The organism is Pseudomonas sp. NPDC089407 (genome assembly GCF_044900445.1).
Taxonomy (GTDB): domain Bacteria; phylum Pseudomonadota; class Gammaproteobacteria; order Pseudomonadales; family Pseudomonadaceae; genus Aquipseudomonas.
In genome coordinates, this window is record NZ_JBJDNB010000010.1 from 36,380 (window position 1) to 60,453 (window position 24,074).

A 24,074-nucleotide genomic window follows, 5' to 3' on the forward strand; every position below is an offset into this window, starting at 1 on the left:
CGGGCGGCGCTCGATCTCACAGGCGCTACACTTCTCCAGCCGGACTCACAGCCCTCACCCCGCAATCAACTGCCGCAACACATAATGCAGAATCCCCCCGGCCTTGAAGTACTCCACTTCATTCAGGGTATCGATGCGGCACAGCACATCGATCTGCTCCTGCCGGCCATCCTCGCGGGTAATGCGCAACGGCAGGCTCATGCCCGGGCGAATCTGGGCCCCGTCCAGGCCCAGCACGTCAATCTGCTCCTTGCCGGTCAGCCCCAGTTGCTTGCGGTCATGTCCGGCCTTGAACTGCAGCGGTAGCACGCCCATGCCTACCAGGTTGGAGCGGTGAATTCGCTCGAAGCTTTCCGCAAGCACCGCTTTCACCCCCAGCAGGTTGGTGCCCTTCGCCGCCCAGTCGCGGCTGGAGCCGGTGCCGTATTCCTGCCCGGCGATGACCACCAGCGGCGTGCCTTCCTGCTGGTAACGCATGGCCGCGTCGTAGATCGACAGCTTCTCGCCCGTGGGCACGTGCAAGGTGTTGCCGCCTTCTTCACCCGCCAGCATCTCGTTGCGGATACGGATGTTGGCAAAGGTGCCGCGCATCATCACTTCATGGTTGCCGCGTCGCGAGCCGTAGGAGTTGAAGTCGCGGGGTTCCACGCCTTGCTCGCGCAAGTAGCGCCCGGCCGGGCTGTCCGCCTTGATGTTGCCGGCCGGGGAGATGTGGTCGGTGGTCACCGAGTCGCCCAGCAGTGCCAGTACCCGCGCGCCGTGGATGTTGGCGATAGCGGGTGGCGGCCCACCAATGCCGTCGAAGAACGGTGGGTGCTGGATGTAGGTGGAGTCGTCCTGCCACACGTAGGTGGCGGCCTGTGGCACTTCGATGGCCTGCCATTGCGCATCACCGGCGAACACCTCGGCGTATTCCTTGTGGAACATGGCCGTATCCACCTTGGCCACCGCTGCAGCAATTTCCTGTTGGCTAGGCCAGATATCGCGCAGGTAGACCGGTTGGCCGTCCTTGCCGGTGCCCAGCGGGTCGCGGGTCAGGTCCACGCGCACGCTGCCGGCCAGGGCATAGGCCACTACCAGTGGCGGCGAAGCCAGCCAGTTGGTCTTCACCAGCGGGTGTACGCGGCCTTCGAAGTTGCGGTTGCCCGACAGCACCGAGGCGACGGTGAGGTCGGCACTGCCAATGGCTTTCTCGATCGCTTCATCCAGCGGCCCGGAGTTGCCGATGCACGTGGTGCAGCCGTAGCCGACCAGGTCGAAACCGAGCTGGTCGAGGTAGGGCGTGAGCCCGGCGGCATTGAAGTATTCGGTGACCACCTTGGAGCCAGGCGCTAGCGAGCTCTTGACCCAGGGTTTGCGTTGCAGGCCTTTTTCCAGGGCCTTTTTCGCCACCAGCCCGGCCGCCATCATCACGCTGGGGTTTGAAGTGTTGGTGCACGAGGTGATGGCGGCAATGACCACGGCGCCATCGCGCAAGGTGTGGTTCTGGCCCTGGTGGCTGTAGTCGATCTCACCGGCCTGGTCGGCATTGCCCACCGCCACACCGCCGCCACCTTCGCTTTCCAGGCGGCCAACTTCCTTGGCCAGCGGTTTGGGTTGCAGTTCGATGAAGTGGTCAAAGGCCTGGCTGACCTGGCCCAGCGCCACACGGTCCTGTGGCCGCTTGGGCCCGGCCAGGCTGGCTTCGACCTCGTGCATGTCCAGCGCCAGGGTATCGCTGAACAGCGGCTCTTGGCCGGGCAGGCGCCACATGCCCTGGGCCTTGCAGTACTGCTCGACCAGTTGCACGGTCGCTTCGGGGCGGCCCGACAGGCGCAGGTAGCCCAGGGTGACGTCATCGACCGGGAAGAAACCGCAGGTGGCGCCGTATTCCGGGGCCATGTTGGCAATAGTTGCGCGGTCAGCCAGAGGCAGCTCGGCCAGGCCGTCGCCGTAGAATTCGACGAACTTGCCCACCACACCTTTCTTGCGCAGCATCTGCGTCACCGTCAGCACCAGGTCGGTGGCGGTAATGCCTTCGCGCAGCTTGCCGGTCAGCTTGAAGCCGATCACTTCCGGGATCAGCATCGACACCGGCTGGCCAAGCATGGCCGCTTCTGCCTCGATGCCCCCGACACCCCAGCCGAGTACGCCCAGGCCGTTGATCATGGTGGTGTGCGAGTCGGTGCCGACCAGCGTGTCGGGGAAGGCGTAAGTACGGCCATCGGCTTCACGGGTCCACACCGTGCGGCCGAGGTACTCCAGGTTGACCTGGTGGCAGATGCCGGTACCCGGTGGTACCACGCGGAAGTTGTCGAAGGCGCTCTGGCCCCAGCGCAGGAAGGCATAGCGCTCTCCATTGCGTTGCATTTCGATGTCGACGTTTTCGCCAAACGCTTGCGGCGTGCCGTAGCGGTCAACCATGACCGAGTGGTCGATCACCAGGTCGACTGGCGACAACGGGTTGATGCGCTGCGGGTTGCCGCCGGCCTTGGCCATGGCGGCACGCATGGCGGCCAGGTCGACCACCGCCGGTACGCCGGTGAAGTCCTGCATCAGTACCCGCGCCGGGCGGTACTGGATTTCGCGGTCGGAGCGGCGCTCGCCCAGCCACTGGGCAAGGGCGAGCAGGTCGTCGCCGGTGACTGTTTTCCCGTCTTCCCAGCGCAGAAGGTTTTCCAGCAGCACCTTCAGTGACATGGGCAAGCGCTGCAGGTCGCCCAACTGGCTGGCGGCTTTGGTGAGGCTGAAGTAGTGGTAGGTCTGGTCGCCGACCTTGAGCGGCGTGAGGGTGTTCAGGCTATCGAGCGAGGGCATTGCCAACTCCTTCTGCGCCGGTGCCCGGCAATTACTCATGGTTTACCGGTGGCACCGCTCTGTATCGGTCCGCACGGCACGGACCTGGCTGAATGGTCAGGTTAGACCGGTTTGTGGCCCCTGACCCTTTTCTGGACCGGCGGGGCGTGTCGCTGGTTCCGAACTTCCTTTATTATCGCCGCCCTGCCGGCGCCTGTTGCGCGCCCGCCGTAGTGGAGTGAGAGATGAATACCCTGTTCATGCATTGCCGGCCCGGTTTCGAGGGTGAGGTTTGCGCTGAAATCAGCGAACATGCCGCCCGCCTGGGTGTTGCCGGCTATGCCAAAGGCAAGCCGCAAAGTGCCAGCGCCGAGTTTGTCTGCAGCGAGGAGGGCGGAGCCGAGCGGTTGATGGGTGAGCTGCGCTTCAATCAGCTGATTTTCCCGCGGCAGTGGGCCCGCGGTGGTTATGTCGAGCTGCCGGAAAGTGACCGCATCAGCGTGTTGTTGGCGCACCTGGCCGACTTCCCGGTGTTCGGCAGCCTGTGGCTGGAAGTGCTGGACAGCAACGAAGGCAAGGAGCTGTCTACCTTCTGCCGCAAGTTCGAAGTGCCGCTGCGCAAAGCGTTGGAAAGGGCCGGCCGCCTGGTCGACGACGCCAGCCGCCCACGCTTGCTGCTCACCTTCATCAGTGGCCGACGGGTATTTGCCGGCGTAGCTGCGGCCAACAACAGCGCATTGTGGCCCATGGGCATCCCGCGGCTGAAGTTCCCCCGCGAAGCGCCTAGCCGCTCGACGCTCAAGCTGGAAGAGGCCTGGCACCAGTTCATCCCGCGTGAGCAGTGGGAGCAGCGGCTAGGTGATGACATGACCGGCGTCGACCTGGGCGCTTCGCCGGGAGGCTGGACCTACCAGTTGGTGCGGCGCGGCATGCTGGTGACGGCCATCGACAACGGGCCGATGGCCGAGAGCCTGATGGATACCGGGCTGGTTCAGCACCTGATGGCCGATGGTTTTACCTGGCAGCCGAAGCAGCCGGTGGACTGGATGGTCTGCGATATCGTCGAGAAGCCGGCGCGTACTACCTCGCTGATCGAGACCTGGTTGGGAGAGGGGCTGTGTCGCGAGGCGGTGGTCAACCTGAAGTTGCCGATGAAGCAGCGCTATGCCGAGGTGCGGCGGTTGCTTGATCGCATGGAAGCGACGTTCAAGGCACGCAAGATTCGGGTTTCGATTGCTTGCAAGCAGCTGTATCACGACCGTGAGGAAGTGACGTGTCATCTGCGTAGGTTGGACTTGAAGCCGCGCTGAGGTTTTAGCGCAGAGCTGGATTCTGTGTGGCTGCAGGTGCATGGCTGGAGTTTTGGGTTGGTGTTGAGATCGAGCGCCGCCCGCGCGGCGCTTCGCGGGACAAGCCCGCTCCCACAGTCTGTTTCGGGCCAATCTCTCCTGTGCTATTACCGGTGCCCGCCTTGGTGCATGACTGGATATCAATGGAAAGCAGTTGCGCCCACTTCAGATATCGAAGGGGGCAAACAAGGCGGACAGCGGTGGCCTCATAGGACTGATTGGCCCGAAACAGACTGTGGGAGCGGGCTTGTCCCGCGAAGCGCCGCGCGGGCGGCGCTCGATCTCAATGCACACACAAACCTGAAGGCATATGCCAGAGGCCCCTTGGTCGAAACAACGCTATGCGCGACAATAGCGAACATTTTCGGAGCCCCCCATGACCGATTTCACCCCCGACGCCGTCCTCGACGCCACCGGCCTCAACTGCCCTGAGCCAGTGATGATGCTGCACCAGCACGTACGCAACCTGGCCGCCGGCGGCCTGCTCAAGGTCATCGCCACCGACCCGTCGACCCGCCGCGACATCCCCAAATTCTGCAACTTCCTCGGCCACGAACTGCTGCAACAGCAAGAGGACGCCGGCACGTTCCTCTACTGGATTCGCAAAAAAGCCGACTGAAGCGCTCTGGAACACGCCCGGCGTTGCGCCTACACTGCGTTCCCCAGACAGGAGAGCGCCATGCTGATAGTTGCCGACGAGAACATCCCGCTGCTCGATGCCTTCTTCCAGGGTTTCGGTGAAATTCGCCGCTACCCCGGCCGAAGCCTCGATGCCGCCTGCGTCAAGGACGCCGATATCCTGCTGGTGCGCTCGGTGACCAAGGTCGACCGCCAGTTGCTCGAAGGCAGCCGTGTACGCTTCGTCGGCACCTGTACCATAGGTACCGATCACCTGGATCTGGACTACTTTGCCGAAGCCGGCATTCGCTGGAGCAGTGCACCAGGTTGCAATGCCCGCGGCGTGGTGGATTACGTGTTGGGTAGCTTGTTGACCCTGGCCGAACTGGATGGTGTGGCGCTGACCGAGCGCGTCTACGGCGTGGTCGGTGCAGGTGAAGTGGGCGGGCGCCTGGTGCGCGTGCTGCACGGCCTGGGCTGGAAGGTGCTGGTGTGCGACCCGCTTCGCCAGGCTGCCGAAGGTGGTGACTATGTCAGCCTCGAAACCATCGTCCAGCAGTGCGATGTGATCAGCCTGCATACCCCGTTGCAGCGCGGTGGCGAGCACCCGACCTGGCACCTGCTGGGCCAGGCGCAGCTGGCGCAGTTGCGCCCAGGCGCCTGGCTGGTCAACGCCAGCCGTGGCCCGGTGGTGGACAACGCCGCCTTGCGCGAGCTGCTGCTGGACCGTGAAGACGTGCATGCGGTGCTGGACGTTTGGGAGGGCGAGCCGCAAGTCGACCTGCAACTGGCCGACCTGTGCACCCTGGCCTCCCCGCACATCGCCGGTTACAGCCTGGACGGCCGCCAGCGTGGCACGGCGCAGATCTACCAGGCGCTGTGCCGCTTCCTCGGTGTGGACGAGCAGGTGCAACTGGCCGACCTGCTGCCCCGGCCACCGCTGGCTCAGATCGAACTGGATGCCAGCACCGACCCGGCCTGGGCCTTGGCCACCCTGTGTCGCGCCGTGTATGACCCGCGCCGCGACGATGCCGATTTCCGCCGCAGCCTGAGCGATGACCCGCAACAGCAGCGTGCGGCGTTCGACCAGTTGCGCAAGCAGTACCCGCCACGGCGCGAAATCGAGGGGCTGGCCGTGCGCCTGCGTGGCGAGGCGCCGCAGCTGGCGCAGTTGGTGAGTGCCCTGGGTGCAGTGTTGGTCTGATAGTCCCCGCTCCGGGACCATGCGATCCCTTTGTAGGAGCGGCCTTGTGTCGCGATCGGGCCGCGGAGCGGCCCCAGGTTTTCAGCTTCGCAACCTCTGTTGCCGGGGCCGCTTTGCGGCCCGATCGCGACACAAGGCCGCTCCTACAGGGCTATGCGCACGTCGACTGCCAGGCAAATAAAAACCCGGCGCAAGCGCCGGGTTGCAAGGAATTCGTCGATCAACCTTTGCGTACGCGCTCGACCCGGCTTTCTTCCAGGACCTTGCAGGCCTGCTGGATCATCTGCTCGGTGATCGGTACTTCGCGCCCCTGGCCGTCGATCAGCGAACCGCACACCTGCGGTTGCGGGTTGGTCTGGGGCTTCTGGTTGTCCTTGCCATGCTGCAAGCTCATGCACTTTCTCCTCATCAGGTTCAAGCTCAGGTTAGACCTGCGCCGTGACCGGCCTGTGACAGCTACCGTGTCTCGGCAGGCACAGTCCAACAGAAACGGTGTGAAAGCTCCATAGTCTGGTTAGACCAATGGGCTATAGCAACCTACGGGCACTTCCCCCGGCAGGATGAATGGTAGTCTGCGGTTTCCCTGTGACTATGGTCGTCGCCATGCCCGAATCAGTCTCCCCGCGCCAACGCCGCGCCTTGCGTCAGGCCTGGCGGTTCATCCGCCCCTATCGCCGGCAGGTCATGCTGGCCTTGCTCGCGCTGGTGGTCACCGCCGGCATTACCCTGTCCATGGGCCAAGGCATCCGCCTGTTGGTCGACCAGGGCTTCATGACCCGCTCCGCGCACCAGCTCAACCAGACCATCGGCTTGTTCCTGCTGCTGGTGTTGGCGCTGGCAGTGGGCACCTTCAGCCGCTTCTACCTGGTGTCATGGATCGGTGAACGCTGCGTGGCCGATATTCGCCGTGCCGTGTTCGACCACCTCATCGGCCTGCATCCGGGCTTTTTCGAAGACAACCGCAGCTCTGAGATCCAGTCACGGCTGACCGCAGACACCACCCTGCTGCAATCTGTGATCGGCTCGTCATTGTCGATGTTCCTGCGCAATGCCTTGATGGTCATCGGCGGCGTGGTGTTGCTGTTCATCACCAACCCCAAACTCACCAGCATCGTGGTGGTGGCGCTGCCGCTGGTGCTGGCGCCAATCCTGCTATTTGGCCGCCGGGTGCGCAGCCTGTCGCGGCAGAGCCAGGACCGGGTTGCCGATGTGGGCAGCTACGTGGCCGAGACGCTGGGGCAGATCAAGACCGTGCAGGCCTACAACCACCAGGCGCATGACCGTGAACTGTTCGCCGGTACAGTCGAGGCGGCGTTTACCGTGGCCCGCAAGCGCATTGCCCAGCGTGCCTGGCTGATCACCCTGGTGATCGTGCTGGTGTTGGGGGCGGTGGGGGTGATGCTGTGGGTGGGTGGCATGGATGTGATCGCCGGGCGTATCTCCGCTGGCGAACTGGCGGCGTTCGTGTTCTACAGCCTGATCGTCGGCAGCGCCTTCGGCACCCTCAGTGAGGTGATCGGTGAGCTGCAGCGTGCCGCAGGTGCCGCCGAGCGCATTGCCGAACTGTTGGCAGCACGCAGCGCTATTCTGCCACCTGCCGTGGCGCTGCCACAGCAGCGGGCCAGTGGGCGTATCGAGCTGCAGTCGCTGGTGTTTGCCTACCCGTCACGGCCCGGCGTGGCGGCGGTCGATGGCTTGAGCCTGGCCATCGAACCTGGGCAGACCGTCGCCCTGGTAGGCCCCTCGGGGGCAGGCAAGTCCACCTTGTTCGATCTGTTGCTGCGCTTTCACGACCCGCAGCAAGGGCGCATCCTGCTCGACGGCCAGCCGTTGACCGAACTGGACCCTGACCTGTTGCGCCGGCAGTTCGCCCTGGTGGCGCAGGACCCCGCGCTATTTCGTGGCACGGTGGAGGCCAACATCCGTTATGGCCGCCCCGAGGCGACCCAGGCCGAGGTTGAAGCAGCGGCCCGCGGCGCACATGCCGACGAATTCATCCGGCAGCTGCCGCAAGGCTACCAGACCCCGCTGGGCGAGGGCGGCATCGGCCTGTCCGGTGGCCAGCGTCAGCGCCTGGCGATTGCCCGGGCATTGCTGGTCGATGCGCCGATTCTGCTGCTGGACGAAGCCACCAGCGCCCTCGATGCGCAAAGCGAACACTTGATCCAGCAAGCGCTGCCCAGCCTGATGGCCGGGCGCACCACGCTGGTCATCGCCCATCGCCTGGCCACGGTGCAGCATGCCGAGCGCATTGCGGTGATTGACCAAGGCCGATTGGTGGCGGTGGGTAGCCATCGCCAGTTGATCGAGGAAAGCCCGCTGTATGCACGGCTGGCGGCCTTGCAGTTCACCAGTGGGTAAGGTGTCGCGGCGTTGTAATATTTCTGTAGCAATTGCCTGAGAGTATCTGCCTCGACTGTTGCGTAAGTGCTCGACCTGGCTGCCATTGCTTGATGGCAGCTTTTTTTTGCCTGCCAGTCATGGGGGCTGCGTTGCAGCCCATCGCAGGCAAGCCAGCTCCTACACGGGTTATTGGCTTGCCTGCGATGGGCCGCACAGCGGCCCCAGTCTTTCCCTCTGGTTTCGAGACCCTCGATGTTGCGTAAATCCCTCAGAGTGCAAATTCTCTCGCTGCTCGGCGGCAGTGTGGTCGCGATGCTGCTGATCGCCTTGGTGTGTTTCCAGTTTCTGTCGTCCAGTGTGCGCGGTTATGCCGAGCTGGTAGACGGGCCGCTGCGCGCCTCGCAGTTGATCGACGAAGCAAACCTGCAGTTCAAGATCCAGGTGCAGGAATGGAAGAACGTGCTGCTGCGCGGGCGCCAGCCGGCAGAGATGGACAAGTACTGGCAGCAGTTCCAGGCTCGTGAGCAGCAGGTGCAGCAACTGCTTGGGCAACTGATTGACAGCAGCGATGCCAGGCTCAAGGCACCACTGCAGCAACTGCGAGATAGCCACCGGCAGCTGGGCCAGGCCTATGCACAGGGGCGTCAGGCTTTCCTGGCGGCAGGCGGTGATCCGGTAGCCGGCGACCAGGCGGTCAAAGGCGTGGACCGCGCTGCCAGTGAGCAGATGAGCGAACTGGTCGAGCAACTGCGTGCCGATGCCCGCCAGCGAGCGACCAGTATCAATACCAGTGCCGAGCGCACGGTATGGCTGGGCGTGCTGGTGATGTTGGGGTCGGCGCTTCTGGTGGGCCTGTTTAGCCTGTGGCTGCTGAACCGCAACCTGATCGAGCCGATCCGCCAGCTGATCGAGTATGTCGCTCAGCTCAGCCAGGGCCGTTTTGCCGCCCGGGTCGACAGCCGTCGCGAGGATGAACTGGGGCGCCTGGCGCGGGCCGCCAACACCCTGCGCGATTTCCTGGCCGACACCGTTGGCCGGTTGCAGGACAATGCCCAGGAGCTGGAAGGCGCCAGCGGCCAGCTGCGCAGCATTGCTGGCGACATGGCCCGCGGCACCCATGACCAGTTCCAGCGGACCGACCAGGTGGCCACGGCCATGCATGAAATGTCTGCCACCGCCCAAGAGGTCGCCCGGCATGCCGCCGAGGCCGCCCGCGCGGCAGACGACGCTGACCACAGTGCCCAGGCGGGCGAGCAGGTGATGCAGCAGACCATCGATATCATCGGCGTGGTCAACCGCGAGATTGCCGGCACGGCGGCGGTGATTCGCGACCTCGAGCATGACAGCACGCGCATTGGCAAAGTGCTGGAAGTGATCCGCGGCATTGCCGAGCAGACGAACCTGCTGGCGCTCAACGCAGCCATAGAAGCGGCCCGCGCTGGCGAGGCCGGGCGCGGTTTTGCGGTGGTCGCCGATGAGGTGCGCAGCCTGGCTCAGCGCACGGCCGCGTCGATTGCCGAAATCCACCAGATCATCGAAGCGGTGCAGTCGGGGGCGGTGGAGGCGGTGAAGGCCATCGATAGTGGTCAGCAACGCAGCCAGGAAGGGGCGGAACAGGTGGAACAGGCCGGGCAGATGCTACAGCGCATTACCCAGGCCGTGGAGGCGATTCGCGACATGAACCGGCAGATTGCCACTGCGGCTGAAGAACAGACCAGCGTGGCCGAGGACATCTCGCGCAACCTGATCGAGATCACCCGCATTGCCACGGCCAACCAGGAGGCCGTGCAACACACCGAACAGGCCGGCCAGCGCCTGCATGGCTTGTCGGGGCAACTGGGCGAAGTCACCTCGCGCCTGACTGCCTGAAACACCCTCATGGTTGATACTGTCCCTGTAGGAGCGGCCTTGTGTCGCGATCGGGTCGCGAAGCGGCCCCAGTATCTCAGCTTCGCTGCCTATATTGCCGGGGCCGCTTTGCGGCCCGATCGCGACACAAGGCCGCTCCTACAGGAGCAAAAAACCCGTTGAGACTCGGGATGCGAAAAGCCCGCACAAGGCGGGCTTTTCATGAGGATCTGGTCGGAGAGACAGGATTCGAACCTGCGGCCTTCTCGTCCCGAACGAGACGCGCTACCTGGCTGCGCTACACTCCGATGAACAAAATCCTACTGCATCCGGTTTTGGCCAGCAAGCCCTTGTTGTTGAAAGGGCCTTTGCCAAAACCGGGGCCAGATCAGAGCTCTTTGACGGTGCGGATCTGGTCTTTGTTCAGGCGCGTACGTTTGCCGTCCAGTTGCTCGAATTCGTAGAAACCGGAGTCTTCATCGAAACTCGGCGTGTCGGTGGCCTGGATCTCGCGACCGTCGTTCAGGGTAATGACGGTCGGCGAGGCACAGCCGGCGAGGGCGCCCAAGCCAAGGACAAGCAGAAAGGCGGGAAGGGTCCGTTTGATCATCGTTGTTCTCCAATTGCGATGGTGCTGGATGACAGTTATGACGCAGCACGTTAGTGCAAGTTCACTCCAAGTGCAGCATAGCGACAAATCCGTGCCGTTGACCTAGGGCAAACCGGAGGGGCGCAACGTCGCAAAAGCCGCGCTGTGATATAAATGCGGCCATCCCTCTTCTGGTGACCGACACCCATGAAAGCCAAGGCAGATACCCCCTTCGCGCCGCTGAACATCGCCGTGCTCACGGTCAGCGACACCCGCACGTTTGATACCGACACCTCCGGGCAGATGTTCGTCGACCGCCTGAGCGCCGCCGGCCACCGCTTGGCTGAGCGTGTGCTGCTCAAAGACGACCTTTACAAGATTCGCGCCCAGGTCGCCGCCTGGATTGCCGATGACCGCGTGCAGGTCGTGCTGATTACTGGCGGTACCGGCTTCACCGGCCGCGACAGCACCCCCGAGGCGGTGGCCTGCCTGCTGGACAAGCAGGTGGATGGCTTTGGCGAGTTGTTCCGGCAGATCTCCGTGCCTGATATCGGCACATCCACCATACAGTCGCGTGCCTTGGCCGGGCTGGCCAACGGCACCCTGGTGTGCTGCCTGCCGGGCTCGACCAATGCCGTGCGTACCGGCTGGGACGGCATCCTGGCCGAGCAGCTCGACGCCCGCCATCGCCCGTGCAACTTCGTACCCCACCTGAAGCAGGCAGCGGCCTGTGACAGCCGTGGCTGAGGTCCGCCCGGCCCGGCCGTTGATGCCGGTGGAACAAGCCCTGGAACAACTGCTGGCATTGGCCGAGGCGGCGCCGATTCGCGAAACCGAAAACCTGCCACTGGCCGAGGCTGAAGGCCGAGTGCTGGCCACCGACCTGGTGGCCTCGCTCGACCTGCCGCCTTGGCCGAACAGCGCTATGGACGGCTACGCCTTGCGCCAGGCCGACTGGCAGGGCCAGCCGTTGCCGGTCAGCCAGCGGATTTTCGCCGGCCATGCGCCACAGCCGCTGCAACCGGGTACCTGCGCGCGCATTTTTACCGGCGCACCCGTGCCGGAAGGTGCCGACTGCGTCGAGATGCAGGAAAACACCGAAGTGCTTGAAGACGGCCGGGTTCGCTTCCTTGAGCCGCTGCACGCCGAACAGAACATTCGGCCTCAGGGCCAGGAAACCCGCAAGGGTGAGCAGGTGATGAACGCCGGCACCCGCCTTGGGCCGATCGAGCTAGGCCTGGCGGCGACGCTGGGCCATGGCCGCCTGGACGTGGTACGCAAGGTCAAAGTGGCCGTGCTGTCCACTGGCGACGAACTGGTCGAGCCCGGCCTGCCGCTGGGGCCTGGGCAGATCTACAACAGTAACCGCAGGCTGCTGGCCAGCTGGTTGCAGCGGCTGGGCTGCGAGGTGGTCGATGCCGGTATCCTGCCGGATGACCTGGCGCGCACCCGCGCCTGCCTGGCCGGGCTGGGCCATGTCGACCTGATCCTGTCCACTGGCGGGGTTTCGGTGGGCGAGGCCGATTACCTCGGCGCTGCCCTGCGCGAAGCCGGCGAGCTTGTGTTATGGAAGCTGGCGATCAAGCCGGGCAAGCCGCTCACCTTCGGCCACTTCCAGGGCGTACCGGTGATCGGCCTCCCAGGTAACCCGGCCTCGACCCTGGTCACCTTTGGCCTGCTGACCCGGCCCTATCTGTTGCGGCGCCAAGGGGTGGCCGATGTTACACCACTGCGTTTCGACATGCCGGCGGGCTTTGACTGGCCCAAGCCAGGCACGCGCCGCGAATACCTGCGCGCGCGCATCGAGCACGGCCAGGTGCGCATCTACAAGAACCAGAGTTCGGGTGTGCTGCGCAGCGCGGCCTGGGCCGAGGGGCTGGTGGAGGTGCGCGAAGGCAGCACGCCGAAGCCGGGTGACAGCGTGCCGTTCATTCCTTTCAGCGAGCTACTTGGCTGAGCGCCCCACCCAAGCCCCGGCCAGCTGCGCTGCTTTGGCCGGTGCCGCCTGGGTCAGGCGCATGTGCACGGTTTCCAGTTGCTGGGCAGCCACGCTCCAGTCGTGGCGTTGACGGACGAACTGGCGCCCACCCGCGCTCAACTGGCTCATGCGCCAAGGCTGGTTGAGCAGCTGGGTGATCAACAACGCCAGTTGGTCGCCGTCATCACTGCCCAGGTAGTGTTCGCCATTGTTCGCTGCCAGGCCGGAAACGCCTTTGCCGGTGGTGATGACCGGCAAGCCGGCGGCCATCGCTTCGAGGATTTTCACCTTTGAGCCTCCGGCATAGCGCAGTGGCGCAAAAAACAGCGCGGAACGCTGCTGCAGTTCACGCAGGTCGGGGCGGTAGCCGAACCATTCGATGCGCGGGTCATTCCAGTGCAGCTTCCAGCTGGTCGGCATGGCATGCCCGGCTATCGCCAGGCGCACGGCCGGGTTGCTCATCCACACCTGAGGCATGATGTCTTCCAGTGCCCACTCTATGGCCTCCAGGTTGGCACCATACTCGAAGTTGCCGACAAACAGCAGGCGCTGGCTGTGCAGCGACGGTTGCACGGGCTCATAGAAATCACAATCCACGCCATTCACCACCACGTTCACCGGGCGCCCGCTGATCTGCCCGATCAGTTCGGCATCGTGGGCGCTGACTGCTACCAGTTCGGTGGGCTGACGCAGCACCCGGTGTTCCCAGCGCCGGTAGCGCCAGCGGTCAAAGGCATTGAGCGGGCGTAGCCACAGCGGCAGGCGATCGTGGCAGGCACTGCCCGTCACCGACTCCAGGTTGTGCTCGCTGAGCATGTAGGGCAGGCCGCGGGCCTGTAGCGCTTTTTCGAACGGTTGGAAGCTATAGCTGTGCTCGATCTGGATCACGTCCCAGGGTTCGTCCAGCAATTGCTCGAAGCGGTGCCGCAGGCGCGAGGACAGGCCATTGATGATCGCCCGCATGGGGTAGTCGATGATCGGTGATGCCAGCAGGTTCAGCGGGTTGTGCAGCGGCCGGCGCGGCAGCACGATCAGGCGTTCGAGCAGCGGTTCCAGGGCCTCTCGTGCGGCATCACTGAGGGGGATTTTCGATTGTACCAGCAGGGTTATCCGGTGGCCGCGCTGGGCCAGTGCGCGTATCAGGTGATATTGCCGGGTCTTGCAGCCGCTGGTGGTCGGCCAGGGCAGGTAAGGCAGTGTCCAGAGAATGCGCATGGCCTGTGGCCCTCGCTGACGGCTGCAGATGGCAAGACGCGCCCGACGGCAGTGTGCAACGCACTGCCGGGAGGCGCGTCCTTGGCTAGGGGTAAGGCGGGCCTGGGCATTCAGAAGTCAAAAAGCTGACTCATCTGAAGGTGTTTCCTGCTCAGGTCAAAAACGTGTCAAAAGTTCATTAGCAGAGCATAGTCGGGCATTGTCGACTGTGTGAAGAATGCCATCATTTTCTCAAACCGACGGCGGGTGCTATCCCTGTTTTTGGGCGGGCATGCAACGATCTATGTAAGCCTGTGGTCGAGATCAGGGTTGGCCAATTTCACGGAGACGCGCACATGCAAGAGCGCAAGGCGATGCTGGTCCTGCACGGCAAGCAGGCGATGAACGAAGAACTGCGCAGTGCCGTGGGCGACCTGCGCGACACTGGCTGGGTGCTGGATGTGCGGGTGACCTGGGAGGCGGGCGACGCGCAGCGCCTGGTTACCGAGGCACTGGCGGCGGGCTACAGCCATATCGTCGCGGGTGGCGGCGACGGCACGTTGCGCGATGTGGCGCAGGCCATGGGGCAGGCCGCTACCAACGCCAGCCTGGCGCTGTTGCCATTAGGCACTGCCAACGATTTTGCCAGGGCCGCCGGCATTCCCCTCGAACCGGCCGCGGCGCTGGCCTTGCTGAATGTCGAGCCACAACCTATCGACCTTGGTCAGGTCGGCGATCAGCTGTTCCTCAACATGGCGACGGGCGGCTTCGGCAGCCAGGTCACCGCCAATACTTCCGAAGACCTGAAGAAAGTACTGGGCGGTGCCGCCTACCTGTTCACGGGGTTGTCTCGCTTCAGCGAACTGCAGGCCGCTTCGGTGGAGCTGCAAGGGCCGGACTTTCACTGGCAGGGGCCGCTGCTGGCGCTGGGTATCGGCAATGGCCGCCAGGCCGGCGGCGGGCAGGTACTGTGCCCGGAAGCCGTGGTCAACGACGGCTTGCTCGACGTTGCCATCCTGCCTGCGCCACAAGAGGTGGTCGGAGCGTTGCGCGACCTGCTGGCGGGCGACGGCCTGTTCGTACGGGCCAGGTTGCCGTGGGTGGAGATCAAGAGTTCGCAGGGGCTGGACATCAACCTTGATGGCGAACCCTTGCAGGCCGACAACCTGCGCTTTCAGGCCAGGCCCGCTGCCTTGCAGCTGCACCTGCCGCCCGGGTCACCGTTGCTCAGTCGTCCAGGCTGATGATTTTTTCGCGCACGGCAAACAGCACCAGGCCAGCCACATCGTGAATCTGCAGGCGCTTCATGATCTGCGAGCGATGGGTTTCCACCGTCTTGATCGACAGGCCCAGGCCCGCTGCGATTTCCCGAGTGGATTTGCCACGCACGATCAGGCGCAGGATTTCCAGCTGCCGCGCGGTCAGGTTGTGCCGCTCGCCAGTGCCGTGCTTGCCTTGCCTGGAGTGCTGTAATGCCTGGTTGATGACGGTGTGGGCGATGGCCGGGCTGAGGTAGCGTTCGCCGTGGCGCACCGCCTCCAGGGCTTGCTCCAGCTCGGTGGCACTGGTGTCCTTGAGCAGGTAGCCGTGGGCGCCACTTTCCAGGGCGCGCATGATCAGGTCCGGGTCGGTATGCATCGACAAGACCAGCACCTTGCAGGTGCTGCCGCTGGCCCGCAATTGAGTGAGGGCGTCCAGGCCGCTGGTTGAACGCATGGAAATGTCCAGCAGGACAATATCGGGCGCCAGTGTGCGCACCTGTTCGAGCAGCTGGCTGCCATCGTCGGCTTCACCGATCACACCGTAGCCGGGGATGTCGCAAACCAGCGCACGTACCCCGGCACGGATCAGCGAGTGGTCGTCTACCAGCAGCAGTCTACAGGTCATGGGTGGCAGTACTCCTGGCGCGTTGCTGGGTGCGCGGTGGCCACGGGAACACCGCTTCTATCTGCGTGCCCAGGCCAAGCTGGCTGGTGATGTCGAGGCTGCCGTGCAAGGCGGTGACCCGCTCGTGCATGCCGGCCAGGCCGCGCTGGCCAGCTTCAGCCGGGTGGCGGGCGGGCACAAAGCCACGGCCATCATCACGGATCGACAACGCCAGGCCCTCGGGGGTGCGTTGCAGGCGGATGACCAGGTTGTGTGCCTGGGCGTGACGCAGCATGTTGGTCACGGCTTCCTGAGTGATGCGGAACACCGCCATGGCCACGGCTTCGTCGATGCCCCCCAGGCGTTGGTTGCATGCCAGGCTCCATTGCACCCCGCTGCTGGCCAGGGTGCGCACCAGGTGTGCGCGCAGGCTGGCTTCGAGCCCCAGGCTGGCCAGTTGCCGCGGGTTGAGCAGGGAGGACACATCGCGCACGGTGCCTAGGGTGTCATCCAGCGTGCTGCGCAGGGCATCGCAGTGGCCCTGCAGTTCGTCGGGCATGCGCCGTTGCAGCCATTGCAGCTGCAGTTTGGCAGCGGTGAGCAGCTGGCCGATGTCGTCGTGCAGCTCCCGGCTCAGGTGCTGGCGCTCGTCTTCCTGCACCTTGAGCATGCGCTCGGCGAGCTCGGCCGGGCGCAGGCTGATCGACCTGGCGCCCAGGCCCAGTTGCACGGCCGCACCCAGCGTTGCGGCGAATTGCAGCACCAGCAGGCTGGCGGGGATTGCCAGGTTGGCCAGGTACAGCAGCAGGTGGGTGACCAGCGAGGCCACACACAGCCCGACTGTCAGCCAACGCAGCAGGGCAGCGCGGGAACAGCAACGCATGGGAATCTTCAAGCGTGGGAACATAAATAAGGAAGCCACTGAAGTATTGCTGATGGAGGCCTTGCACAATGCTGGTCAGAGGCTTTGGCGCAGTACTTTCGATGTTTTTTCGAACACATGATGTGCAACCTTTTTTGCGGTCGCAAACATGTGTGGGGGCGCATATTACCACTTCGCCTGGCATCGGTCGCGGCTGGGTAACGCTTTGAAACGCCTGCAGGTCGGGCCGTAGCGGGTAGCAAAGTGCCACTTTTTAATCGCACTGATCGAACTTGTGCAGCAACTATGCGGTAATGTTTCAACAGGGCCCGTTGAAAACGTGGGGAACTTTCCAAGTTTGACCCCGATAGGGCTTGGATAATCGTGCTTAGTTGCACTTTGGCTCAGTTTTAGTGCGCAGGTTTAGGCCGGCTTCTGCGGCTGCCGGAGATCATGGTGTCATGTGGGTGAATGCACACGTTGCCTTCTTCATCGCAGGATGCGCAGGCGGGTGCAAAGGGCTGCTGCACGAACTTGGCCAGCTCACCCAGCAGTACCAGTTGCTCGCCGATGTCCAGGTTAAGCCGCCCGGTACGGGTATCGAGCAGTTCCAGTTGCCAGGCCATCAGGGTCAGGCAGGCCCCTATCGCGGGTAGGGCTTGACGGGGCAGACAGCCGCCGTGACAAGCCGGGGCAAGTAACTGTTGCAGGGCGGTGGCGTAGTGGGCGACTTCACGCAGGCCCAGGCGTGTGGCCTGCCGGGCGAGGCTGTCGAGGGCGTTGTCCAGGCAACGGCAGGCATCCGGGTCATTGTCGATCAGCTCCAGATGCTGCAGGCATTCCTGGGCCTGGGACAACAGTACCTGGGCATCTAGCAGGAAGCCCTGCAGGGCGTCATCGAACGGTAAGGCAGTGTCCATGATCAGGTCCCCGCGCGTGGGGTAGGCGCAAGGGACGGGCACGCCGAAACGATAGCTAACAAAAGCCTGACTCCATTCATGCAGTGAGAATGGCGTCACATTAATGGCTAAAGGATATCGCGAACATCAGGTTGCACCCGATTGCTCCTAAGGGTTTCCCTGATACGAGGCTAGGGTGGGGGAACTTTTGGCCTGTCGTTGTTTTGTCACGGAGTGCCCGCAGTAAAGCATGATGGTAAAGTGATATCAATTGCCTGCTGGGCATTTTCCCGCATGGGTCAAGGTGTGCGGGAAGCCGCCGATACAGGGTAGATGTTTCACCTTTTTCGACTCAAGCCTGGGGGTTTTCCAATGGCTGGCATTCTCGACACGGTAGACCAACGCACGCAACTGGTAGGTGAGAACCGCCTGGAGATCCTGATGTTCCGCCTGGCCGGTCGCCAGTTGTTCGCGATCAACGTGTTCAAGGTTCAGGAAGTGCTGCAGCTGCCCAAGCTGACCCTGATGCCGCAGCGTCATCCCTTTGTCTGTGGTGTGGTCAACCTGCGCGGGCAAACCCTGCCGGTGATCGATCTGTCCCAGGCAATCGGCATGCGCCCGCTGCAACCGGGGCCGGACAGCACCATCATTGTCACCGAGTACAACCGTTCAGTGCAGGCCTTCCTGGTGGGCGGCGTCGACCGCATCGTCAACATGAACTGGGAATCGATCATGCCGCCGCCTTCCAGCGCCGGGCGCCAGCACTACCTGACTGCAATCACCAAGGTCGATGACCAGTTGGTGGAGGTGATCGACGTAGAGAAGGTGCTGGCTGAAATCGTGCCATACAACGCCCGCGTCTCTGGCGAAAAACTCGCCGACCCGGTGCTGGCCCGGGCTCGGGGGCGTGAGGTGCTGCTGGTGGATGACTCCAGCGTGGCCCTGGCGCAATTGCGCGACACCCTGTCCCAGCTGGGCGTGAAGCTGCACGTGGCCAGTGACGGCCTGAAAGCGCTGCGCATGCTCAAGGGCTGGGCCGATGCCGGCGAAGACGTGTGCGAAAAACTGCTGATGGTGTTCACCGACGCCGAAATGCCGGAAATGGACGGCTACCGGTTGACCACCGAGATTCGCAGCGATGCGCGCCTGCGCCAGCTTTACGTGGTGTTGCACACCTCGCTGTCGGGCAGTTTCAACGAGTCGATGGTGAAGAAGGTCGGCTGTGACAACTTCCTGTCGAAGTTCCAGCCCGATCGCCTGGTCGACGTGGTCAAACAACGCCTGCTGCTGGATACCGCCACTGCGTGATCGCCGGGGCCGCCAGGTATAAGCTTGGCTTTTGGCATGACGCGAGGCGGCAGGGATGTTTCTCAGTGAGTTGTATCGATACCCGCTAAAGTCGGGGCAGGCACAAGGTCTGCAGGCTTCAGCGGTGGGTTTGTTGGGGTTGCAGGGCGACCGGCGCTGGATGGTGGTGGAGGAGGAAAACGGACGCTTCCTGACCCAACGCGCCTTGCCACGGCTCGGCCAGATCACGGCGCGCGATGACGACAGCGGCCAGTTGCTGTTGCAGGCGCCTGGTCAGGCGCCGTTGTGGGTGGCGGTGCCGCCTGCCGATGACGCCCTGCGCGGGGTGACCATATGGCGCGATACCCTGCGTGTGCCGGACGCTGGTGATGCGGCGGCGGCCTGGTTGAGCGAGCTGCTGGGCAAGCCCGTGCGCCTGGTTCATTGCCCGGAACAGCGTGCGCGCTACTTGCCCAACGGTTATGGCTTCAACAGTGACCGGGCGGCGTTTCCCGATGGCTTCCCCTTGCTGCTGATTGGCCAGGGCTCGCTGGACGAGCTGAGCCGGCGCGTTGGTCGGCCGATGGAGATGCTGCGCTTTCGGCCCAACCTGGTGGTGCAGGGCGCTGAACCGTTTGCCGAAGATGGCTGGAAGCGCATTCGTATTGGCAGCTTGGAGTTTCGTGTGCTCAAGCCCAGTGTGCGCTGCGTCTTCACTACCATCGATCCGGCTACCGGCGAGCGCAGTGAAGACCGCGAGCCGATGGCGACGCTGAAGACCTTTCGTGAAAAGGAGGGGGATGTGCTGTTCGGGCAGAACCTGGCGGTGGATGGCAGTGGCAGATTGGAGGTAGGGATGCAGGTGGAAGTGCTGGAGTAGATATGTTGTAGGTACCGCAAGATTGCCGGCTTGCACGGGCCCCTGTAGGAGCGGCCTTGTGTCGCGATGGGCTGCGCAGCAGCCCCCGGCAATGTATCTGTGCTGAAACCCTGGGGCTGCTTCGCAGCCCATCGCGACACAAGGCCGCTCCTACAGGTCCTGTGAATGCGCTTAGGTTCGGCAAACCTCACATGTCATCAAAATACCGCTCATGCCAGTCTACCAGCGGCTGCGGCGCGTTCAGTTTCTGGCCATAGATCACCGAATACGACAGCACGTTCTGCACATACTGGCGCGTTTCGTCGAACGGGATCGACTCTACCCATACATCGAAGCTCAGGTGCTTGGCGCCTTTCAGCCACTGGCGCACGCGCCCCGGCCCGGCGTTGTAGGCTGCCGAGGCCAGTACCCGGTTGCCGTTGAACTGGCTGTGCACCTGGCTCAGGTAGGCCGCGCCCAGCTGGATGTTTTTGTCCGGGTTGAGCACCTGCGCTGGCGATGCCAGCGGAATGCTGAACTTGCGAGCGGTTTCCTTGGCCGTGGCCGGCATCAGTTGCATCAGGCCGCTAGCGCCCACCGGCGAGCGTGCGTCCTCCATGAAGGCGCTTTCCTGGCGGGTGATGGCAAACACCCAGCTCGAATGCAGGCCGCGCACCTTGGCTTCGCGTACCAGGGTATCGCGGTGGGCCATCGGGAAACGGATGTCCAGGTCGTCCCAGTACTGCGCCTGGCTGATGGTGCGAATGGCCGGGAAGTACCAGCGCAGTTCATAACCCAGACGCGCCTGGGCAACCATCTCGTCACGGGTGAAGTGGCGGCTGACGTGGTACCACTCGCGGCGGCCCTCGACGATCTGGCCACGGGCGTGGAATTCCAGTGCGCGCTGGATGCCCGGGGTGTTGCGCACTTTCTTGACCAGCTGCGGGCTCAGCAGCAGCGGCTTGTTGTTGAGCTGGTACGGCGTCTGCGCCCGGTCGGCGGCGAGGAAACCATAGAAATCACGCTCACGCGCCACGGTCTTGTACAGCAGCGGGATCTGCGGGTTGTTTGGCTGCGCCAGTTCCAGGCTGCGTGCCTGCCAGTACTTCCAGCGGCTGCTGGCGGCCAGGTCCTGCGGCAGGCGTTTGGTCAGCTCGTAGGCGTCCTCCCAGCGGCCCAGGCGCAGCAACAGGCGCAGGCGCCACTCGCTGACGGTGTTGTCACGCAGCTCGGGGTCGTAGCGGGTCATCAGGTCCAGCGCACGCGGGTCGTAGCGGCGTGCCAGGGTCAGGCCGATCTCGCGGGCGATGGCCACCTTTTCGTCGCGCGAGAAGTGCATGCGCTGGGCATAATCGTCGAGCAGCGCCATGGCCCGCTCCGGGTCCTGGCGGGCCAGGCGGCGCAGGCCGAGGCTGACAACATCGGACATTGCCTCGTTGGCAGGTGTGAAGCGCGACGGTTGGTTGAGCAGCTCGGGCTTCTGTGCCACGTCAACCAGCAGGCGCCCCTGCGGGCCAAGGGTGGTCAGGGTGTTGACCAGGTTGTTGGCCAGGCCGTAATTGCGCGCTTGGGCTGCCAGCTTGGTGCGTTCCCAGCGTTTGCTTTCGGTCAGCTGGCCTTCGGCCGCCCACATGCCGAACAGTGTGTCGCACGCGGCAGGTTGCGACTTGCCGACGTTCCACAGCTTGTCGGCGGTGGCGTTGCCTTCGGCGCGCAGGCCATGGCTGAGCTGGTACTGGCCATTGAGGCAGTCCAGTTCGGTGAAGTTGAGTTTGGGGTCGTAGTACTTGACGAAGGTGTTCCACTCGCCGCGTTCGGCCAACCAGCGCAACCAGCGCAGTTTCATCCAGTTGGCCTGGGGCAGGTCGCCGTGCTTGGCGAGGAAACCCTCGATTTCCTGGTTGCTGGCGTTTTTCAGGCGGGCGGTGAGCTCGTCGTAGGCCAGGTAGGGCGTCAGGGGGTAGTCGCTCAAGGCCTGGGCATAGCGCAGGTACGGGCCCTTGTCGCCCTTGGCCAGCGCACGCTTGGCCTCGTCATAGTACTGGCGTTGCAAGGTCAGGTCGGCAGCCTGTGCCGCGCAGGTGGCAGCGGTAAGCAGCAGGCAGGATGCAATATGTAACAGGCGGCTGCGCATGATACGTCCGGGCAGTTGAACCATGGGGAAGTGACGGCGAAGCCAGCACTGTTGGAAGCTATTGCCTTAGCTTAGCCGTTTGCCGGCTGCGGGTGAAAGCACTGTGCTTGTATCGGGATATTAAGTTCGACCGGATGTCGCCAACTGCTCGCCGTTTAGCCTGGCGGATGCCGTCGGGTGCCAAGTCAGGTAGAATGCGCGCCCGATTTATGGAGACCAACATGACCCTGCTCAAATTCAGCGATGTGTCCCTCGCATTCGGCGCCATGCCGCTGCTGGACAAAGTGTCCTGGCAGATCGCTCGTGGCGAGCGGGTGTGCATCATCGGCCGCAACGGCACCGGCAAGTCGAGCATGCTGCGCCTGGTCAAGGGCGAACAGAAGGGCGACGACGGCGAAATCTGGCGCGCCCCGGGCCTGAAGATCGGCGAACTGCCGCAAGAGCTGCCGGTGGCCGACGAGCGCACGGTGTTCGACGTGGTAGCGGCTGGCCTAGATGGCGTCGGCGAACTGCTGGCGCAGTTCCACCATCTGAGCATGAACATCCAGGGTGACGAAGACCTGGAAAAGCTGATGCATGTCCAGCACGAGCTGGAAGCCCGTGACGGCTGGCGCCTGCAGCAAGTGGTGGAAAGCACCCTCAGCCGCTTGCAACTGCCCGCCGACAAGACCCTGGCCGAGCTGTCCGGTGGCTGGCGCCGCCGCGTGCTGCTGGCCCAGGCGCTGGTGTCGGAGCCCGACCTGCTGCTGCTCGACGAACCGACCAACCACCTGGACATCGGTGCCATTGCCTGGCTCGAAGAGGCCCTGCGCGGCTTCAACGGCGCGGTGCTGTTCATCACCCACGACCGTTCCTTCCTGCAGAACCTGGCCACCCGCATTCTCGAACTGGACCGTGGCGGCCTGATCGACTGGAACGGCGACTACGCCAGCTTCCTGGTGCACAAGGAGGCGGCGTTGGCCGCCGAAGAAACCGCCAACGCGCTGTTCGACAAGCGCCTGGCCCAGGAAGAAGTATGGATCCGCCAGGGCATCAAGGCGCGCCGTACCCGCAACGAAGGCCGTGTGCGTGCACTGAAGGCCCTGCGCGTGGAGCGTGGCGAGCGCCGCGAGCGCCAGGGCAGGGCCAACATCCAGATCGAAGCGGCAGACAAGTCCGGCAAGCAGGTGATGGTGCTGGAGAACGTCAGCTTCCACCACGCCGACGGGCCTTTGCTGGTCAAGGACTTTTCCATGGTCCTGCAGCGCCAGGACCGTATTGGCCTGCTGGGCGCCAACGGTACCGGCAAGACTACCCTGCTGAAGATGATGCTGGGCGACCTTGAGCCGACCGCGGGCAAGGTGGAGCGTGGCACCAAGCTGGAAGTAGCCTATTTCGACCAGATGCGCCACCAGCTTGACCTGGAAAAGACGGTAATCGACAACCTTGCCGAAGGCCGCGACTTCATCGAGATCGATGGCCAGAACCGCCACGTGCTGAGCTACCTGGGCGATTTCCTGTTCAGCCCCCAGCGTGCGCGCACGCCGGTCAAGGCACTGTCGGGTGGTGAGCGTGCGCGGCTGTTGCTGGCCAAGCTGTTCAGCAAGCCGGCCAACCTGCTGGTGCTCGATGAACCGACCAACGACCTGGACGTGGAAACCCTCGAGCTGCTTGAAGAGGTGCTGTCCAACTACAAGGGCACCGTGCTGATGGTCAGCCACGACCGGGCCTTCCTCGACAACGTCGTCACCAGCACCCTGGTGTTCGAGGGTGAGGGCAAGGTGCGTGAGTACGTCGGTGGCTACGAAGACTGGATTCGCCAGGGCGGCTCGCCGAAGCTGCTGGGCGTGACCGAGAGCAAGGGCGGCAAGTCTGCGCTCAACAGTGCGGTGGTGGAAAAAGTCGAGGCCAAGCCAGAGCCTGTTGCTGCGCCGGTAGTGGAAGAGGCTTCGAAGAAGAAGCTCAGCTACAAGTTGCAGCGTGAGCTGGAGATGCTGCCGGGGCAGATCGACGCACTGGAGCAGCGCATGGCTGAAGCCCAGGAAGAAGTGAATGCGGCGGGTTTCTATCAGCGGCCGATCGCGGAAACCTCGGCAGTGCTGGCCAAGATCGAGAAGTTGCAGGGCGAGCTGGATGTTCTGGTAGAGCGCTGGGCTGAGCTGGAGGGCTGATTGGCGTTAGCCTGTACCGGCCCTATCGCCGGCAAGCCAGCTCCCACAGGAATATCACAAGGTTTGAAACCTGTGGCGTACCTGTGGGAGCTGGCTTGCCGGCGATAGGGCCGGTACAA

19 protein-coding genes, 1 tRNA gene and 1 pseudogene are annotated in these 24,074 nt (G+C 63.8%); 12 read left to right on the plus strand and 9 right to left on the minus strand.

The annotated features are described in order from the left end of the window. Positions 1-54: 54 nt before the first annotated feature. On the minus strand, positions 55-2,796 hold the full coding sequence (gene acnA, locus ACI2KG_RS10000; protein WP_404661760.1) for an aconitate hydratase AcnA: 2,742 nt from the start codon (positions 2,794-2,796) through the stop codon (positions 55-57). 224 nt (positions 2,797-3,020) lie between these two features. Between acnA and rlmM the strand changes: the two genes are divergently transcribed. From rlmM to pdxB, 3 genes are all read left to right on the plus strand, one after another. Next, positions 3,021-4,085 (plus strand): 23S rRNA (cytidine(2498)-2'-O)-methyltransferase RlmM, encoded by a 1,065-nt coding sequence (gene rlmM, locus ACI2KG_RS10005; protein WP_404661761.1) that lies wholly within the window; start codon positions 3,021-3,023, stop codon positions 4,083-4,085. Positions 4,086-4,500: 415 nt separating this feature from the next. Beyond that, positions 4,501-4,743: a sulfurtransferase TusA gene (tusA, locus tag ACI2KG_RS10010; RefSeq protein ID WP_012271322.1), complete on the plus strand. Its 243-nt coding sequence runs from the start codon at positions 4,501-4,503 to the stop codon at positions 4,741-4,743. Positions 4,744-4,803: 60 nt separating this feature from the next. Next, positions 4,804-5,946, plus strand: coding sequence for a 4-phosphoerythronate dehydrogenase PdxB (pdxB, locus tag ACI2KG_RS10015; RefSeq protein WP_404661762.1), 1,143 nt, complete (start codon positions 4,804-4,806; stop codon positions 5,944-5,946). Positions 5,947-6,166: 220 nt separating this feature from the next. Here pdxB and ACI2KG_RS10020 read toward each other — a convergent pair whose 3' ends face one another. Beyond that, the gene (locus ACI2KG_RS10020; protein ID WP_404661763.1) at positions 6,167-6,340 is read right to left on the minus strand and encodes a PA1571 family protein; all 174 of its coding nucleotides are present in this window, start codon (positions 6,338-6,340) and stop codon (positions 6,167-6,169) included. A gap of 209 nt (positions 6,341-6,549) precedes the next feature. Here ACI2KG_RS10020 and ACI2KG_RS10025 point away from each other — a divergent pair, with 209 nt between their 5' ends. From ACI2KG_RS10025 to ACI2KG_RS10035, 3 genes and pseudogenes are all read left to right on the plus strand, one after another. Continuing rightward, positions 6,550-8,307, plus strand: coding sequence for an ABC transporter transmembrane domain-containing protein (locus tag ACI2KG_RS10025; RefSeq protein WP_404661764.1), 1,758 nt, complete (start codon positions 6,550-6,552; stop codon positions 8,305-8,307). 807 nt (positions 8,308-9,114) lie between these two features. Continuing rightward, positions 9,115-9,273: pseudogene (locus ACI2KG_RS10030) on the plus strand (HAMP domain-containing protein); the annotation flags it as partial. A 117-nt stretch (positions 9,274-9,390) separates the two neighbouring features. Further along, positions 9,391-10,158 (plus strand): methyl-accepting chemotaxis protein, encoded by a 768-nt coding sequence (locus ACI2KG_RS10035; RefSeq protein ID WP_404661861.1) that lies wholly within the window; start codon positions 9,391-9,393, stop codon positions 10,156-10,158. Positions 10,159-10,368: 210 nt separating this feature from the next. Here ACI2KG_RS10035 and ACI2KG_RS10040 read toward each other — a convergent pair. Both ACI2KG_RS10040 and ACI2KG_RS10045 read right to left on the minus strand, forming a co-directional pair. Further along, positions 10,369-10,445 (minus strand) — tRNA-Pro (locus tag ACI2KG_RS10040). Between the two features lie 80 nt (positions 10,446-10,525). Then, positions 10,526-10,747 (minus strand): YgdI/YgdR family lipoprotein, encoded by a 222-nt coding sequence (locus ACI2KG_RS10045; protein ID WP_400617581.1) that lies wholly within the window; start codon positions 10,745-10,747, stop codon positions 10,526-10,528. A gap of 186 nt (positions 10,748-10,933) precedes the next feature. Here ACI2KG_RS10045 and moaB point away from each other — a divergent pair, with 186 nt between their 5' ends. Beyond that, positions 10,934-11,473 (plus strand): molybdenum cofactor biosynthesis protein B, encoded by a 540-nt coding sequence (gene moaB / locus ACI2KG_RS10050; RefSeq protein WP_404661765.1) that lies wholly within the window; start codon positions 10,934-10,936, stop codon positions 11,471-11,473. Beyond that, the gene (gene glp / locus ACI2KG_RS10055; protein WP_404661766.1) at positions 11,457-12,683 is read left to right on the plus strand and encodes a gephyrin-like molybdotransferase Glp; all 1,227 of its coding nucleotides are present in this window, start codon (positions 11,457-11,459) and stop codon (positions 12,681-12,683) included. Before moaB ends, glp begins: the two co-directional genes overlap by 17 nt. Here glp and ACI2KG_RS10060 read toward each other — a convergent pair. Then, positions 12,672-13,919, minus strand: a complete 1,248-nt coding sequence (locus tag ACI2KG_RS10060; protein ID WP_404661767.1) for a glycosyltransferase family 4 protein — start codon at positions 13,917-13,919, stop codon at positions 12,672-12,674. The genes glp and ACI2KG_RS10060 overlap by 12 nt on opposite strands. 335 nt (positions 13,920-14,254) lie before the next feature. Here ACI2KG_RS10060 and yegS point away from each other — a divergent pair, with 335 nt between their 5' ends. Further along, the gene (gene yegS, locus ACI2KG_RS10065; RefSeq protein ID WP_400617577.1) at positions 14,255-15,142 is read left to right on the plus strand and encodes a lipid kinase YegS; all 888 of its coding nucleotides are present in this window, start codon (positions 14,255-14,257) and stop codon (positions 15,140-15,142) included. Here the strand turns inward: yegS and ACI2KG_RS10070 are convergent. From ACI2KG_RS10070 to ACI2KG_RS10080, 3 genes are all read right to left on the minus strand, one after another. Next, positions 15,126-15,785 (minus strand): response regulator, encoded by a 660-nt coding sequence (locus ACI2KG_RS10070; protein WP_404661768.1) that lies wholly within the window; start codon positions 15,783-15,785, stop codon positions 15,126-15,128. The two genes, yegS and ACI2KG_RS10070, sit on opposite strands and share 17 nt — an antisense overlap. After that, positions 15,775-16,671: a sensor histidine kinase gene (locus ACI2KG_RS10075; protein ID WP_404661862.1), complete on the minus strand. Its 897-nt coding sequence runs from the start codon at positions 16,669-16,671 to the stop codon at positions 15,775-15,777. Before ACI2KG_RS10075 ends, ACI2KG_RS10070 begins: the two co-directional genes overlap by 11 nt. A gap of 365 nt (positions 16,672-17,036) precedes the next feature. Further along, entirely contained in the window at positions 17,037-17,546 is a 510-nt protein-coding gene (locus ACI2KG_RS10080; protein ID WP_404661769.1) for a histidine kinase, read from the minus strand. A gap of 351 nt (positions 17,547-17,897) precedes the next feature. Between ACI2KG_RS10080 and ACI2KG_RS10085 the strand changes: the two genes are divergently transcribed. Continuing rightward, entirely contained in the window at positions 17,898-18,833 is a 936-nt protein-coding gene (locus ACI2KG_RS10085) for a chemotaxis protein CheV (protein WP_201207172.1), read from the plus strand. Positions 18,834-18,888: 55 nt separating this feature from the next. Next, complete coding sequence (locus ACI2KG_RS10090) at positions 18,889-19,692, plus strand: MOSC domain-containing protein (RefSeq protein WP_404661770.1); 804 nt, start codon at positions 18,889-18,891, stop codon at positions 19,690-19,692. A 187-nt stretch (positions 19,693-19,879) separates the two neighbouring features. Here the strand turns inward: ACI2KG_RS10090 and ACI2KG_RS10095 are convergent, their stop codons facing one another. After that, positions 19,880-21,805: a transglycosylase SLT domain-containing protein gene (locus ACI2KG_RS10095; protein ID WP_404661771.1), complete on the minus strand. Its 1,926-nt coding sequence runs from the start codon at positions 21,803-21,805 to the stop codon at positions 19,880-19,882. Positions 21,806-22,026: 221 nt separating this feature from the next. Between ACI2KG_RS10095 and ACI2KG_RS10100 the strand changes: the two genes are divergently transcribed. Further along, a complete protein-coding gene (locus tag ACI2KG_RS10100; protein WP_400617571.1) occupies positions 22,027-23,955 on the plus strand; it encodes an ATP-binding cassette domain-containing protein in 1,929 nt (642 codons plus the stop codon). The last annotated feature ends 119 nt before the right edge of the window (positions 23,956-24,074 follow it).

Coding starts and splice junctions, on each gene's coding strand:
- acnA (WP_404661760.1), bottom strand. CDS start 2,796: ATGCCCTCGCTCGATAGCCTGAACACCCTCACGCCGCTCAAGGTCGGC.
- rlmM (WP_404661761.1), top strand. CDS start 3,021: ATGAATACCCTGTTCATGCATTGCCGGCCCGGTTTCGAGGGTGAGGTT.
- tusA (WP_012271322.1), top strand. CDS start 4,501: ATGACCGATTTCACCCCCGACGCCGTCCTCGACGCCACCGGCCTCAAC.
- pdxB (WP_404661762.1), top strand. CDS start 4,804: ATGCTGATAGTTGCCGACGAGAACATCCCGCTGCTCGATGCCTTCTTC.
- ACI2KG_RS10020 (WP_404661763.1), bottom strand. CDS start 6,340: ATGAGCTTGCAGCATGGCAAGGACAACCAGAAGCCCCAGACCAACCCG.
- ACI2KG_RS10025 (WP_404661764.1), top strand. CDS start 6,550: ATGCCCGAATCAGTCTCCCCGCGCCAACGCCGCGCCTTGCGTCAGGCC.
- ACI2KG_RS10035 (WP_404661861.1), top strand. CDS start 9,391: ATGGCCCGCGGCACCCATGACCAGTTCCAGCGGACCGACCAGGTGGCC.
- ACI2KG_RS10045 (WP_400617581.1), bottom strand. CDS start 10,747: ATGATCAAACGGACCCTTCCCGCCTTTCTGCTTGTCCTTGGCTTGGGC.
- moaB (WP_404661765.1), top strand. CDS start 10,934: ATGAAAGCCAAGGCAGATACCCCCTTCGCGCCGCTGAACATCGCCGTG.
- ACI2KG_RS10060 (WP_404661767.1), bottom strand. CDS start 13,919: ATGCGCATTCTCTGGACACTGCCTTACCTGCCCTGGCCGACCACCAGC.
- yegS (WP_400617577.1), top strand. CDS start 14,255: ATGCAAGAGCGCAAGGCGATGCTGGTCCTGCACGGCAAGCAGGCGATG.
- ACI2KG_RS10070 (WP_404661768.1), bottom strand. CDS start 15,785: ATGACCTGTAGACTGCTGCTGGTAGACGACCACTCGCTGATCCGTGCC.
- ACI2KG_RS10075 (WP_404661862.1), bottom strand. CDS start 16,671: ATGTTCCCACGCTTGAAGATTCCCATGCGTTGCTGTTCCCGCGCTGCC.
- ACI2KG_RS10080 (WP_404661769.1), bottom strand. CDS start 17,546: ATGGACACTGCCTTACCGTTCGATGACGCCCTGCAGGGCTTCCTGCTA.
- ACI2KG_RS10085 (WP_201207172.1), top strand. CDS start 17,898: ATGGCTGGCATTCTCGACACGGTAGACCAACGCACGCAACTGGTAGGT.
- ACI2KG_RS10090 (WP_404661770.1), top strand. CDS start 18,889: ATGTTTCTCAGTGAGTTGTATCGATACCCGCTAAAGTCGGGGCAGGCA.
- ACI2KG_RS10095 (WP_404661771.1), bottom strand. CDS start 21,805: ATGCGCAGCCGCCTGTTACATATTGCATCCTGCCTGCTGCTTACCGCT.
- ACI2KG_RS10100 (WP_400617571.1), top strand. CDS start 22,027: ATGACCCTGCTCAAATTCAGCGATGTGTCCCTCGCATTCGGCGCCATG.